Genomic DNA, 13,307 nt, shown 5'->3' with positions numbered 1-13,307 from the left:
GGCTGAATGGCGTCGTTTTGCTGACAGGCGTGTGAACGCGGAGCGCAACGAACAGCGTTCTGCGGTGCGCAGCGATGCCAGGGTGCAACATTCTGCCTTCGCATCGCTCCCCCACGCCTAACCCGTCCCGCAAGGGGGAGGGAAATAGAGCGCGAACACTCGTTGCCACTTCTCCCCTCCCCTCGACGGGGAGGGGTCGGGGGTGAGGAGCTTGGCGGATTGCAGGAATTGACTTTGCGACCGGCGCGGCCGGGCTGGCTTTTGTCGAGCCGGCCGATATCGCTCCCGAACCTTTACCCCTACCCCTAACCCCTCCCCGCAAGGGGGAAGGGAACGGAGAGGCGTGTCTTCAATTCCGTCTCCGCATCCCGCAAGCGGGAGGGGAATCCCTCGCGTTTCGAAGGCGACATGCGCCATTTCCAGCACGCAAAAGGCCAAGCCCTTGAAAAGGGGGGCGTCTCGCATCATTTTCCGTCGCTTGCGTGGGGTCGCATTGCGGCGCCCCCCGCCCTTCGGGTAGACCGTTGCCCTATGAAATCACCGACAAAAAAGCTGACCGCCCGCCCCGGCTCCGAATTGATGAAGACGATTCACGTGCGCGGCGCGCGTGAGCATAATCTGAAAAACGTCGATCTCGAAATTCCGCGTGACGCGCTCGTCGTCTTCACCGGGCTCTCGGGTTCGGGAAAATCGTCGCTCGCCTTCGATACGATCTATGCGGAGGGGCAGCGCCGCTACGTCGAAAGCTTGTCGGCCTACGCGCGGCAGTTTCTCGAGATGATGCAGAAGCCGGACGTCGATCACATCGACGGGCTGTCTCCTGCGATTTCCATCGAACAGAAAACGACGTCGAAGAACCCGCGCTCGACGGTTGGCACTGTCACCGAGATTTACGACTACCTGCGTTTGCTGTTCGCGCGCGTCGGCGTTCCCTATTCTCCCGCAACGGGGCTGCCGATCGAAAGCCAAACCGTTTCGCAGATGGTCGATCGCGTACTCGCTCTCCCCGAGGGCACGCGGCTGCTGCTGCTCTCTCCCGTGGTACGCAGCCGCAAGGGCGAATACCGCAAGGAAATCGCCGAGTGGCAGAAGAAGGGTTATCAGCGCCTCAAGATCAACGGCACCGTCTACGACATCGGCGATGCACCGAAGCTCGACAAGAAATACAAGCACGACATTGACGTCGTCGTCGACCGCATCGTGGTGAAAAAGGACTTGGGAACGCGCCTCGCGGATAGCTTCGAGCAGGCGCTGAAATTATCCGATGGTCTCGCCCTCGCGGAGTTCGTCGATAAGCCGCTCTCTTCGGTTGCGCCCGGCGACTCCCCTCCGGGGAGCCGGCCGCCGGTCGCAGACAAGGAAGTCCTGCGCAACAAAAACGAGACGCATGAGCGGATCATGTTCTCGCAGCGCTTCGCGTGTCCGGTGTCGGGCTTCACGATCGAGGAGATCGAGCCGCGGCTGTTCTCGTTCAACGCGCCTGCCGGCGCCTGCCCAACGTGCGACGGCCTCGGATCGGAGCTTCGCTTCGAGCCGGATATGGTCGTGCCGGACGGATCGCTGTCGCTGGAAAAAGGCGCGGTCTATCCTTGGGCGAAGACCGGCGTTTCCTCGCCCTATTACGAGCAGACGCTGGAAAGCCTCGCCAAGCACTACAAGGTGTCGATGAAGACGCCGTGGGAAAAGCTGCCGAAGCATGTGCAGCTCGCAATCCTATTCGGTTCGGGCGACGAGGATATCGTCTTCACCTACTGGGACGGCACGCGCAACTATTCGACCGAGAAGCCGTTCGAGGGCGTCATCGGCAACATCGCGCGGCGCTTCAAGGAAACCGATTCCGATTGGGTGCGCGAAGAACTCTCGCGCTATCAGGCGGCGCATCCGTGCGAAGTGTGCGGCGGCTATCGCCTCAAACCGCAGGCGCTTGCGGTCAAGATCGGCGGCAAGCACATCGGCGAAGTCGGCGATCTCTCGATCAAGGCCGCCAACGAATGGTTCGCCAACGTCCCGAAGACCTTCACGAAGCAGCAATCGGAAATCGCGACGCGCATCCTGAAGGAAATCCGCGACCGGCTGAAATTTCTGAACGACGTCGGCTTGCAATATCTGACGCTGTCGCGCGCGTCGGGCACGCTGTCGGGCGGGGAGTCGCAGCGCATCCGCCTTGCATCGCAAATCGGCTCGGGGTTGACCGGCGTGCTCTACGTGCTCGACGAGCCGTCGATCGGGTTGCATCAACGCGACAACGACCGCCTGCTCGATACGCTGAAGCACCTCAGAGACATCGGCAACACCGTCATCGTCGTCGAGCATGACGAGGATGCGATCATGACGGCCGACCATATCGTCGACATCGGACCCGGCGCGGGCATTCACGGCGGCCGCGTCATTGCGCAGGGTTCGCCCGCCGACATCATGGAGTCGCCGGAGAGCATCACGGGCGAATACTTGTCCGGCGTGCGCTACGTACCGACACCGAAAAAGCGCCGCGCGCCGGATCCGAAGAAGCTGTTGACCGTGACGGGCGCACGCTCGAACAATCTCAAGAATGTCACCGCATCGATCCCGGTTGGGCTTTTCACGTGCATCACCGGCGTCTCGGGCGGCGGGAAATCGACGCTGCTGATCGACACGCTGTTCAAGGCCGTGGCGCGCAAGCTCAACAATGCGAAAGATCATCCGGGCGAGCACGACAAGATCACCGGCATCGAGCATTTCGACAAGATCATCGACATCGATCAGTCGCCGATCGGGCGCACGCCGCGCTCGAACCCGGCGACCTATACGGGCGCGTTCACGCCGATCCGCGAATGGTTCGCGGGCCTGCCCGAAGCGAAAACGCGCGGCTACGAGCCGGGGCGCTTTTCGTTCAACGTGAAGGGCGGGCGCTGCGAGGTCTGCCAGGGCGACGGCGTCATCAAGATCGAGATGCACTTCCTGCCGGACGTCTACGTGACGTGCGAGGAATGCAAGGGCAAGCGCTACAATCGCGAGACGCTCGCCGTCACGTTCAAGGAAAAGTCGATTGCCGATGTGCTCGACATGACGGTCGAGGAAGGCGCGGAGTTTTTCAAGGCCGTGCCGTCGATCCGCGACAAGCTTGAGACTTTAGCGCGCGTCGGCCTCGGCTACATCAAGATCGGGCAACAGGCGACGACGCTATCGGGCGGCGAAGCGCAGCGCATCAAGCTGTCGAAGGAACTGTCGCGGCGTGCAACAGGCCGCACGCTGTATATCCTCGACGAGCCGACGACGGGTCTGCATTTCCACGACGTCGCGAAGCTGCTCGAGGTGCTGCACGAGCTTGCGGATGCGGGCAACACCGTCGTCGTCATCGAGCACAATCTCGAAGTCATCAAGACGGCCGACTGGGTCGTCGACCTTGGCCCGGAAGGCGGCGACGGCGGCGGCACCATCGTCGCGGCAGGCACGCCCGAGGACGTGGTGAAGGTGAAAGAGAGCTACACCGGGCAATATCTGAAGCCGGTGCTGGCGCGCAGCAAGTCCGCGCCCGGCGGCAGGCTCGCGGAACGCGAGTCGCCGGGCGCCAACAAAAATTCGGAGTCGGAAGCCGCAAACAAAAAAGCGAAGCGGCAGGCGGCGGAGTGATCCTCCTTCTCCCCGCGAGCGTTTTTCGGCATCCTCGGCCGAGCAATGCGAAGGCCGGGGATCGAGCGTAAGATTCGTCGAAGACGCATTATTGCCTTCGGCGCTTCTTAATGCTGGCTCCGGAACGGCCTCGCACGGTCAACCGTTGAGCAATGACGAGTGTGAGCGCGAACAACGGAGGAAACTGATGGCCAAGAACACCGTTTGCGTCTGGTACGACAAGGACGCCGAGGCCGCGGCGCGCTTCTATGCCGAGACGTTCCCCGATAGTTCCGTCGGTTCCATCCACCGCGCGCCGAGCGACTTTCCATCGGGCAAGGCGGGCGACGTGATCGTCGTCAACTTCACCGTCGCGGGAATCCCGTGCATCGGGCTCAACGGCGGCCCGGCCTTCAAGCACAGCGAAGCGTTCTCGTTTCAGATCGCCACCGACGACCAGGAAGAGACCGACCGCTACTGGAACGCCATCGTCGGCAACGGCGGCCGGGAGAGCGAATGCGGCTGGTGCAAGGACAAGTGGGGCGTCAACTGGCAGATCACGCCGCGCGCACTGACCGAAGCGCTGGCCATCGGCGGCGACGAAGGCAAGCGTGCGTTCGAAGCCATGATGACAATGCGGAAGATTGATGTGGCGGAGATTGAGCGGGCGCGGAGGGGGTGATTCAGCCCCTTGAGGCTGACGTATCGGACGGTTTTGTTCGCGGCGAACAGCTTCATCCACAGAGAACCACAGTCTCACGCCCAACTGCCTGGCTACTAAACGAAAAAGACAGTTATCGCATCCGACAAAAACCGACGGTTTCCGTGTCGTGAGACTTTTAAGCTCTTGATGCGAAACGACTGACATCTGATTTTAAATCAGAGGTCATCGAAATCCGTTCCTTGAAACCTCGATCAACGTGCCTCAGACGTTCGAGCAATGGCACGGCTCTGGGGGGACATGGCGCATGGAGCAAACGACATTTAAGGCGATTTGCGAACTCATTGCACAAAGAAAGGTCCGGGTTTCAGCACATGCCTTCACCCGCTGCTCCAATCGGGGCATTCTGACGACCGACGTCATCGCCAAGGCCGCTCTGGGCTCGCCAATCGAAGACTACCCTGACTACCATGTTGGCCCCGCCGTTCTTGTGTTACAGTCCGACAGCACCAATTTACCCATTCACGCCCTTTGGGGCTTGGAAAAGGGAACGAGGGAGCCCGCTGTCTTGGTTACGGTCTATCGGCCCGATCCAGATGCGTGGATGCCGGACTTCAGGACGCGCAGACGATGAAAACAAAATCCACCATCGAACTCGTGCGCGAAGGACATTACGCCGCCGAAGTCGACGTTACGCAAATCGAGACGGATAGCGAGTGGTCGCCCTACTACGCATTGGAAGACATCGAGAAGCTCGATCGAGTCCGTTTGGCGCTCCGTCGCGGCGACCTCAAAGCCGCCGCGAAGCTTGCGCGCATTTATGAGTTACGGCCGATTTCGGCGGCGGAGTAATTATCTCTTCGCGCGGAAAATGCTGCGAGTTGATCAGCCTTCCAGACTCCTTGGTCGCAAATCAATGTTTTGAAAAACCCATTCGCCGGTAAGCGTAGCATTCGACGAGATCTGAACTTTGCCGTCGGGCGTGAAAATCGTTAACAGAGTTTCGGCAATCGGGCGTAGCGTATATTCGCCATCCCAAACAAGAATACGGCGCGCCACCAATCTGTTTATCAGAGACATTTTACCCACCCCCTCACTACGCGCAAATTCATCTAGCATTTCATCCCGAATATCGATATGGCCATTTTCTGTTGCGGCAATTGCCACGGCCCATTCGAATGTCTCAATAGAATCAGGCGTCCAAAGTTCTGCTTCGAATTCAGCTAAAACCTCCGGCGACAAATCTACAATTTCGTAAATCCATCCCCATTTTTCATCTTCAATCTGACGAACCTTGCCGCGCAATAAAGGTAATAATCGTTCCTTTGAAAGATTGGCGTCTTCAGGAAGCTGGATCTTAAACCGATTTTCCAGGCGCGACCAAATTAGCTCAATGAGAATTCTAATCGGATTTTCCCCATTCGATGCAACAATATTCCATAAATCTCCTTCCTTCGGCGCGACATAAGGAAACCCATTCAACTTAACTAGAGAATTTGAACTTGCAACGATGAGATTCGGAATCGAAAATGCACCGATATTGTCGATATCGGCAATATTGCTCTCGAGAAAATCTACAAATCCGGCACGGAGGGAATTCTCAGTGGCAAAGCCCTCATAGCCGAAGATAATTCGGACAGGCGCGAGATATTCTATAATCATCAAATGAAAGACTATCTTTTCAAGCCCCTTAAGATCAGCGCTTTTGTCGTAAGAGGATATATATCGTCCTGAAAACTTGGCAAAAGCTGTTAGGACAAAATCGACATCAACCTTGGTTGAAGATTCGCCCATGAACTTCGTAAACATGCGGTAGACTATTCGTTGTTTTAAGATGGCATCCTTCATCTCCGCGCCGTACAGATTCTTTTTAACCTCTAAAATCGCAATTACATCCGCAATATGCCATACGTATGAATCTATGTGCGGCAATTTTCGACCGTTACCCGTCACCAACATACAATCGATCTGAGGACTCAGAAAGCCGTCAATACCCTCAACAAATCCATTAACCACCTGTAAGTTCAGTGATGGAGGTATTGCACGATCCAAAATTTCTTTGGTCAAACCTTCATACATTGCACCAATGGTAGGAGCATGCTTGATACCCTGCTTTGAAATATTAGCAGCTTCAGCCGCCATCAATTCTCGTAATAGATCAGCAACGTCCGAAATCATCTGCGCCTCTGAATCCGACTGATCATGGCCATCTTTTGAGAACAAAAAAGCACTCTACAAGCATTTCTGAGGGCCGGTGGCACTTTTAATTGCGCCGCCGGCTTTCCTTCGTCCAACCGACCATACAAAAATATTATCCCCGCTCTCTCTTTTGTTTGCGCATCGCGACTCCGCTCCGCGGAGCCGGCCGCGATGCGCGGAGCACCGGACTCGCTGCGGTATCTCGCAAAAATCTTATTCCCGGTGTTGCGGGCTGATCGATAATCCCCTCACCCATCCGGCAAGGGCATCGCGTGAGGCGTCGCGCGAGGCTCGGGTGGGGCAGCCCGACCCGCTCGCGTCACGCGCGCGATGCGGACAAGGCGACCGGCCAAGTCCGCACGGCATGAGAGAAACCGTGTGCGGAATATCCCGCTTCCTTAAGTGGCCTGATCGGAACCCTGTTCTCGGTCTGTCACGGAGCGGACCGGTTCCGAGACTTGAATTGCGAAGACCCACGCCGCGGAACCCGTCCGCTTCGTGCTTTACTCTTTTGTTTGCGCCATCCGACTCCGCTTCGCGGAGCCGGCCGTTGACACATGCCTGGTGCTTCTTTCTTCACGACGCGCCGGGCGGCCGGCTCGACGAAGGAGAGTCGCCCGGCGCAAACAAAAAAGCCGAACGGAGATTTTCCGCCCGGCTTCTATTGATCAGATCACGTTCCGTCGGCGCGGGTGTCCGCTCACGGGCAGAACCAGATCGGGCCGACGATCACGCAGCCGCGCGAACGCCAGTTGTGGGGGCGATGGCTATAGCGATGCCAGCCGCGATAGTTGCGGTGCCGGTAACGGTGATGGTTGTAACCGCCGCGACGAAAATGGCGATTGCGATAGTGTCCACGGCGATGCTGGACGAGTTCTATGCCACTCTGGGTCTGGCTCAGTCCCGCGAGCCCCGCCGGTGCGGGCGCAGCCGAGGCCGCCGAACTGCCGAGTGCAGTTCCCAGTGCCAAAAATCCAATAAGTGCAAGACGCTTCATCACGAGTTTCTCCTAGCTGTCGTGATTTGGATCGATGCCGGACGGATCATCGCGACGGCACCGATTACGCAGCAAACGCATCATTGCGGCGTGCCGCATTCACTAAAAACGCTTGCGGCGCGAAATTCCGTCGCTTTCTCCTGGTCGCGACGAGTGACACGCCGATTGCGGTGTCTTAACCAAGGGGTTTAGCCTGCGCGCGGCGCGTCCTTGGCTCTTATTCACTCTGTCCAGAAACTGTTTCGCAAGCTTCGCAATACGATTATGCCGTATTAATGCGCCGAGATTAGAGACGCCGATCAGTCCAATTGATGTTCGAGGAGGACGCACGATGCTCTCACGACGACATTTCTGCTGCAGCGGCCTGATGGCTGGCAGCCTTTTGACGCTTGATCGGGCGTTCGCCGCCGATCAGTGCGCGGCTCTGACCTCAGAGCGGCAGGCAGCCCTCAATCCGGACGACGCCTTGGCGAAGCTCAAGGCCGGGAACGAGCGCTTCGTCTCGCGCAACATGCGCAACTGCGATCTCCTCGAGCAGGTGCGGGCAACGTCCGTTGGGCAGTTTCCGTCCGCCGTCATCGTCGGCTGCATCGATGCGCGCGTGCCGCCCGAACTCGTGTTCGACCAGCGCATCGGTGACATCTTCAGTGCGCGGGTCGCCGGAAACATCATCAACGACGACATCGTCGGCAGCTCCGAGTTTGCGACCAAGCTCGCGGGCGCGAAATTGATCGTCGTGCTCGGCCATAGCGGGTGCGGTGCGGTCAAGGGCGCAATCGACGGCGCCGAGCTTGGCGAGCTGACGCAGCTTCTCGCCAAGATCAGGCCCGCGGTCGACGCGAATAAAGACGCGCCCGGCGATCACACCTCGAAGAACGCGGATTTCGTGCAGCAGGTGGCGATCACCAACGCCAAGCTCGCGGCCGAGAACCTGACCAAGACGAGCGGCGTGCTTCGCGATCTCGTCGCGGAGAAGCAGCTCGCAATCGTCGCCGCGATGCACGACATCGCGACGGGGCGGGTGACGTTTCTGGAGTGACAGTCTGCGGCTAGATTCGCGAGCTCAGTATCGGCCGGGTCCGTAATAGCCGTCCGGCCCGATGTAAATGCGCATTCCGGGGCCGCGACGGCCGTAATCGAAATCACGCACGTAGCGATCGCGGTAGTCGGCATTGCCGCCGTAACGGCGGAGCTTTTCGCGGTCGAGCCGATTGAGGTAATAGCCGGCGCGTTCCTTGGCGCGGGCGCCTTCGACTTCGGCAATCATGTCCGCCTCTGCGACGGGCATGCCAAACGTCACGGCTAATGCTGCGCTCACGGCAGCGGTCCATATCCGGTTCATGACAACTCCTCGACTGCGCGTTGCAGGCATCAGCTTAGCGTCGCAATGCTATACTGTGTGTAAACACGCGCTTACGGCCCCGGCGGTTCCCAGGAGCGATCCCGGGGGCCGCGATGGTTAATGCTTGCCTACTCGCGCAAGACCGAGCGGATCTGATCCTCATACTGCGTCACGGCCTCCAAGGCGCGGGCTTTCATGACGGGGTCGGACTTGTGGCCTGCGGTGAAGCCCTCGATAGCGGCGCGCGCATTGTTGACGATCTGCCCGGCGGCGCCTTGGGGATTCATCTCGCGGCTCGCGATCTTCTGCAAAAGCTGCGTGAGGATGACGCCCGTCGCAAGCGATAGTCCCGAAAGTTCGGCAACTTCGCGCTTCAGGTCCGCGAGGACTTTTTCGGTGGTGCTCGATTCAGCCATGATTCCAACTCCGTGCGCAGGATTTCCGGGCCGTAGCTAGTACGACGGCGGCGGGCGCACAAGATAGGGCATTTTGGTGGCACCTTGCGACTCCGCTTCGCGGAGCCGGCCGCAAGGTGCAGCGGGTGGGTGGCACCTTGCGACTCCGCTGCGCGGAGCCGGCCGCAAGGTGCAGCATTCAGGGTGGGCTTCCTAGATTTTCATAAAAGGGAATAGGCTATCGAGAAAACCTCGACACGGAGCGCGCCATTCAAATGCCAACGGTTCTCATAACCGGGACTTCATCCGGATTCGGCCTCGTCACGACGGTCGAGCTTGCAAAACGCGGCTGGAACGTCATTGCAACGATGCGCGACCCCGGCAGGCGCGCGGAGCTCGATCGCGCCATCGCGACGGCGAACGTTGGAAAGCTCGTCCGCGTGGAACAGCTCGATGTCACCGATCCGCAATCGATCGACAAGGCAACCGCCGGTTTTAATGCCAACGGACAGCCTCTCGACGCTGTTGTTCACAACGCGGGCGTCGCCGTAGGCGGAGCGTTCGAAGACCTGACGGACGCTCATGTCCGGCATGTCATGGAGGTCAACTATTTTGGCGTGCTAGCGCTGACGCAACGATTGTTGCCCGGATTCCGAGCGCAGCGGCGCGGGCGCATCGTGATCGTATCGAGTGAATCGGCGTTTGCGGGCCAGCCTGCCAACTCGCCCTATTGCGCATCGAAATGGGCCGTCGAAGGCTGGGCCGAGGCCATCGCGTATGAGCTCGAGCCTTTCGGCATCGAGATCATTCTCATCGAACCCGGCGCGTATCGAACCAATATCTGGGAAAGCTCGCCGCGCGTACTGCCGGAAACAAGCGCTTACCGACCTCTGCTGCGCCACCTCGAACTCACCGTCGATACTTACGTTGCAAAATCTGCGCGCGATCCTGTCGAGGTCGCTAAGGCGATCGGAAATGCGCTCGACGCGCCGCGCCCGCGCTTTCGCACGGCCGTCGGCCCGACCGCAAAATTCATGCATCTCGCGCGCGGCAAGCTTCCGTCACGCGTCGTGCGCAAGATTTTCAGCCGCTTTTTCGCGCTTCACAAAGTGCGGTGGTGATAGCGGCGCATCATTCTGCAGTCGACTGATTGCGTGCGGCGAAGCGCCGATTTTCGATGATACAAAACAGGAGTTTCAAATGGCGATCGATTATTGGATCGGAGCGGGTGTCCTGGTTGCGACGGCCGCGACGGATGCCGCCTATGTCATGTTCACATCGTCTGTCGTCTCAAGGCGAGCGCTGGCGGCCGCGAACTGGAGCAGCGTCTGGTACATGCTCTCTTCGTTTGCGGTCATCAGCTATACAAACAATTGGATTTATGTCGGATTTGCCGTCGTCGGCTCATGGATCGGCGCTTATCTGACGCTCAAATACTTTCATCGCGAACCGAGCCATCCGCCGGCGCCACTGCAGCCGAAGGTTTGAGCGGCGATCGATTGCGTAAATTTTTACGCATGTTTTTGGGATTGAGGAAGCATATCCGTTATCTGCCTCCGCTATCTCAATAGCGCCCTTCCTCGGCATGCACCCCTCCCTCCGGTGCGCACCCTCTGGAGAATTCCATGTCTCACATTGCGAAAGTTCTGGCGCTTGCGGGCATCGTTGCTTTCTCGAATGCGGCACGGGCGGACGGTGTTTTATCCGACTTACTTGAACCGATCCGCGCGCAATACGAGCTACCGGCGCTCGCGGCGGCCGTCGTCAAGGATGGAAAGATCGTCGCTCAGGGCGCGGTCGGCGTGCGCGTCCTCGGCAAGGATATTCCCGTGACGCAAGAGGATCGCTTTCATTTGGGATCGGACGGCAAGGCGATGACGGCGACGATTGCCGGGATGATGATCGATGAAGGCAAGCTCCGGTGGGATTCGACCATCGGCGAAGTGCTCGGCCCTATCGTTCCCGGTCTTAAGCCGAAATTTGCCGCGATTACTCTTGAGCAGCTTCTTTCGCACACGAGCGGAATCCCGAGCGATACGGAAGACTTGCTCAAGCTCTATTTCAACGCGGAGGCTTTCGATTACACGCTGACCGCATACCGGCTACGGATGATTTCCGAATGGAATTCGGCGCATGATCTGAGCGTGCCTTCTGGCTCGACGTTCCAATATTCGAACCTTGGCTACGCGATCGTCGGTGCGATGATCGAGCAGGCCTCGGGCAAGCCTTGGGAAGAACTGATCACAACCAGAATTTTCGAACCGCTCGGCCTCAAGTCGGCGGGACTCGGGCCGCAGGCGACGTTCGGAAAATACGATGCCGCGATCGGTCATGCCGTCGACGAGAACGGCAAAGTTACGCCGCGTCCGTGGGGGCCTTCGGCCGATGGTCCGGCCGTCGTCGGGCCTGCAGGTATCGCACACATGAACGTCGCGGACTTCGCAACCTGGGCCGGCTGGAATGCCGGCGAAGGCAAGCGCGGACCGGCTCTGATCAAACCGGAAACGCTGAAGCGGCTGCATCAGGCGCACATCAAAACCGAAATTCCGCATCCCAAGCCCGGCACGCCGAAAAGCGGAAGCTATGCCTGCGGGTGGGGACTTTCGCACTTCGATTGGACGGACAAGCCGGTGTTGATCCATACCGGATCGAATTCGATGAATCTCGCGATGATCCTCGTCGACGTCGAGCATGACGCCGGCATCGTCGCTGTCACGAATTTTCCAGGTGAGAAAGCCGACGCCGCTCTGCTCGCAGCCACAAAAGAGCTTTATGCGCGCTACGTGAAAGCCAAAGCCGCGCCCTAGGACGACGCCGAGCCGCGCTCGCTCGTCCCAGTACGCTCCGGTTGAAGCGGGTCACGGGCGCGCGGCTCAGACATTGCCGCGCGCGTGGGTTTGACAGCGAAGAGACAAAGGCCCGCAACGAAGATCAGCAGGCTCGCAGCCTGGAAGGTCGTGCCGAAGGGCACGTGCTGTTCTTTCAGCATACCGCCGACATAGGTCATCACGCCGCCCGCCGTCGTGCCGACGAAGTTCAACAATCCATAAGCGGTCGCACGATGGCGGAAGTCCGTCACGGTGCATGCGGCGGGCATCAGGTTCGCGTCGAGAAATCCTTGCGACATGCCCGCGACCAGCACGCACGCGAGAATGATCGGGATGTATTCAACGGCGCCAATCGCAAACAGGCATGGCGCCGCGATCATGAATCCAATCGCGGGGACGAGCGCACGCGCCCGCTCATTCCAGCCCGACCACCAATCGGAAATGTTGCTGGCAATCAGCATGCCGACGAATGCGGCGCCGTTGAAGGCCATCGGTCCGTATATGCCTGCCCAGGCCTGACTGACACCAAGCTCGGAACGGAAGAACTCCGGTAGCCAGTTTCGGACCGGCCAATACGCGGCGCCGTTCAACAGGTTCATTGCGAGCAGGAACTGAAAGCCGCGTGTCGTCAGCAGGGATTTGAATGCCGTGGTGAATGCAGCAGACGGGGATGCCTTAGCGGACGCGATTTCGGCACGCGTCTCATCGCTGAAGGTCTGCGGGCGTGGGAAAATGATCATCAGCACAAGCGCATAGGCGACGCCGATGGCTCCCATAATTAGGAAGCCGGTGCGCCAGCCGAACATCTCGGCAAAAGCTCCGCCAAGGCCGCCCAGCGCAGAGCCTGCGTAGACGCCGCTCAAGTGCAGACCTGTGGCGCGGCTGCGTGTCGGCCCGCGATGGTATTCGACGATCAACGCGACGGCGGCCGGCATGTAAAACGCTTCGCTGACGCCGAGCATCGCGCGGGCCGCGAGCATGCCTTCGAACGACGTCACGATGCCGGTGACGAAGGTTGCCGCCGACCAGATGAGAAGGCTCGCGATGATCACGGGACGCTTGCCGAAGCGATCGGCCACGTAGCCCGCGATCGGTGAGCATATTCCGTAAATCCAGAGAAATACGGAGGAGAGAAGCCCGAAGCGTTCGTTGCCGATCCCAAGGTCGCCCTTGATCGGGCCGGGCATCGTCACAACCAGTTGCCGATCGAGATAGTTGAAAGTTGCGACAAACCACAGCAGGCCGACAATCGCCCATGCTCCCCGGCTCAAGCGGTCGGCCCGATGCATTTATTCCC

The 13,307-nt window shown here is 59.2% G+C and carries 13 protein-coding genes; 8 read left to right on the top strand and 5 right to left on the bottom strand.

The genetic code is table 11. The features are described from left to right. The first annotated feature begins 531 nt into the window (after window positions 1–531). The 4 genes from uvrA (at window position 532) to WC026_RS00550 (ending at window position 5,101) form a co-directional block, all read left to right on the top strand. Entirely contained in the window at window positions 532–3,609 is a 3,078-nt protein-coding gene (gene uvrA, locus WC026_RS00565) for an excinuclease ABC subunit UvrA (RefSeq protein WP_372708843.1), read from the top strand. Between the two features lie 187 nt (window positions 3,610–3,796). Then, window positions 3,797–4,270, top strand: a complete 474-nt coding sequence (locus WC026_RS00560) for a VOC family protein (protein ID WP_372708842.1) — start codon at window positions 3,797–3,799, stop codon at window positions 4,268–4,270. A gap of 286 nt (window positions 4,271–4,556) precedes the next feature. Then, window positions 4,557–4,883 carry a DUF4258 domain-containing protein gene (locus WC026_RS00555; protein WP_372708841.1) on the top strand — a complete coding sequence of 109 codons (327 nt, stop codon included), beginning with the start codon at window positions 4,557–4,559 and terminating at the stop codon, window positions 4,881–4,883. After that, a complete protein-coding gene (locus WC026_RS00550) occupies window positions 4,880–5,101 on the top strand; it encodes a hypothetical protein (protein WP_372708840.1) in 222 nt (73 codons plus the stop codon). The genes WC026_RS00555 and WC026_RS00550 overlap by 4 nt, the downstream gene beginning before the upstream one ends. 33 nt (window positions 5,102–5,134) lie before the next feature. Here the strand turns inward: WC026_RS00550 and WC026_RS00545 are convergent, their stop codons facing one another. Both WC026_RS00545 and WC026_RS00540 read right to left on the bottom strand, forming a co-directional pair. After that, on the bottom strand, window positions 5,135–6,427 hold the full coding sequence (locus WC026_RS00545; protein WP_372708839.1) for a DUF6602 domain-containing protein: 1,293 nt from the start codon (window positions 6,425–6,427) through the stop codon (window positions 5,135–5,137). A 721-nt stretch (window positions 6,428–7,148) separates the two neighbouring features. After that, window positions 7,149–7,445 carry a hypothetical protein gene (locus WC026_RS00540; RefSeq protein ID WP_372708838.1) on the bottom strand — a complete coding sequence of 99 codons (297 nt, stop codon included), beginning with the start codon at window positions 7,443–7,445 and terminating at the stop codon, window positions 7,149–7,151. A 331-nt stretch (window positions 7,446–7,776) separates the two neighbouring features. Here WC026_RS00540 and WC026_RS00535 point away from each other — a divergent pair, with 331 nt between their 5' ends. Next, on the top strand, window positions 7,777–8,484 hold the full coding sequence (locus WC026_RS00535) for a carbonic anhydrase family protein (RefSeq protein ID WP_372708837.1): 708 nt from the start codon (window positions 7,777–7,779) through the stop codon (window positions 8,482–8,484). Window positions 8,485–8,508: 24 nt separating this feature from the next. Here the strand turns inward: WC026_RS00535 and WC026_RS00530 are convergent, their stop codons facing one another. Both WC026_RS00530 and WC026_RS00525 read right to left on the bottom strand, forming a co-directional pair. Further along, the gene (locus tag WC026_RS00530; RefSeq protein ID WP_372708836.1) at window positions 8,509–8,787 is read right to left on the bottom strand and encodes a hypothetical protein; all 279 of its coding nucleotides are present in this window, start codon (window positions 8,785–8,787) and stop codon (window positions 8,509–8,511) included. 128 nt (window positions 8,788–8,915) lie between these two features. After that, window positions 8,916–9,203 carry a hypothetical protein gene (locus tag WC026_RS00525; protein WP_372708835.1) on the bottom strand — a complete coding sequence of 96 codons (288 nt, stop codon included), beginning with the start codon at window positions 9,201–9,203 and terminating at the stop codon, window positions 8,916–8,918. A 254-nt stretch (window positions 9,204–9,457) separates the two neighbouring features. Here WC026_RS00525 and WC026_RS00520 point away from each other — a divergent pair, with 254 nt between their 5' ends. The 3 genes from WC026_RS00520 (at window position 9,458) to WC026_RS00510 (ending at window position 11,989) form a co-directional block, all read left to right on the top strand. Continuing rightward, entirely contained in the window at window positions 9,458–10,303 is an 846-nt protein-coding gene (locus WC026_RS00520; protein ID WP_372708834.1) for an SDR family NAD(P)-dependent oxidoreductase, read from the top strand. Between the two features lie 79 nt (window positions 10,304–10,382). Beyond that, a complete protein-coding gene (locus tag WC026_RS00515) occupies window positions 10,383–10,670 on the top strand; it encodes a hypothetical protein (protein WP_372708833.1) in 288 nt (95 codons plus the stop codon). Between the two features lie 137 nt (window positions 10,671–10,807). Next, on the top strand, window positions 10,808–11,989 hold the full coding sequence (locus tag WC026_RS00510) for a serine hydrolase domain-containing protein (protein WP_372708832.1): 1,182 nt from the start codon (window positions 10,808–10,810) through the stop codon (window positions 11,987–11,989). Here WC026_RS00510 and WC026_RS00505 read toward each other — a convergent pair. Then, window positions 11,986–13,299, bottom strand: a complete 1,314-nt coding sequence (locus WC026_RS00505; RefSeq protein ID WP_372708831.1) for an MFS transporter — start codon at window positions 13,297–13,299, stop codon at window positions 11,986–11,988. The genes WC026_RS00510 and WC026_RS00505 overlap by 4 nt on opposite strands. Between the last annotated feature and the right edge of the window lie 8 nt (window positions 13,300–13,307).

Source organism: Hyphomicrobium sp. (genome assembly GCF_041674905.1).
GTDB lineage: Bacteria > Pseudomonadota > Alphaproteobacteria > Rhizobiales > Hyphomicrobiaceae > Hyphomicrobium_B.
This window is presented reverse-complemented; position numbering and strand designations above follow the sequence as displayed.

Coding starts and splice junctions, on each gene's coding strand:
- uvrA (WP_372708843.1), top strand. CDS start 532: ATGAAATCACCGACAAAAAAGCTGACCGCCCGCCCCGGCTCCGAATTG.
- WC026_RS00560 (WP_372708842.1), top strand. CDS start 3,797: ATGGCCAAGAACACCGTTTGCGTCTGGTACGACAAGGACGCCGAGGCC.
- WC026_RS00555 (WP_372708841.1), top strand. CDS start 4,557: ATGGAGCAAACGACATTTAAGGCGATTTGCGAACTCATTGCACAAAGA.
- WC026_RS00550 (WP_372708840.1), top strand. CDS start 4,880: ATGAAAACAAAATCCACCATCGAACTCGTGCGCGAAGGACATTACGCC.
- WC026_RS00545 (WP_372708839.1), bottom strand. CDS start 6,427: ATGATTTCGGACGTTGCTGATCTATTACGAGAATTGATGGCGGCTGAA.
- WC026_RS00540 (WP_372708838.1), bottom strand. CDS start 7,445: ATGAAGCGTCTTGCACTTATTGGATTTTTGGCACTGGGAACTGCACTC.
- WC026_RS00535 (WP_372708837.1), top strand. CDS start 7,777: ATGCTCTCACGACGACATTTCTGCTGCAGCGGCCTGATGGCTGGCAGC.
- WC026_RS00530 (WP_372708836.1), bottom strand. CDS start 8,787: ATGAACCGGATATGGACCGCTGCCGTGAGCGCAGCATTAGCCGTGACG.
- WC026_RS00525 (WP_372708835.1), bottom strand. CDS start 9,203: ATGGCTGAATCGAGCACCACCGAAAAAGTCCTCGCGGACCTGAAGCGC.
- WC026_RS00520 (WP_372708834.1), top strand. CDS start 9,458: ATGCCAACGGTTCTCATAACCGGGACTTCATCCGGATTCGGCCTCGTC.
- WC026_RS00515 (WP_372708833.1), top strand. CDS start 10,383: ATGGCGATCGATTATTGGATCGGAGCGGGTGTCCTGGTTGCGACGGCC.
- WC026_RS00510 (WP_372708832.1), top strand. CDS start 10,808: ATGTCTCACATTGCGAAAGTTCTGGCGCTTGCGGGCATCGTTGCTTTC.
- WC026_RS00505 (WP_372708831.1), bottom strand. CDS start 13,299: ATGCATCGGGCCGACCGCTTGAGCCGGGGAGCATGGGCGATTGTCGGC.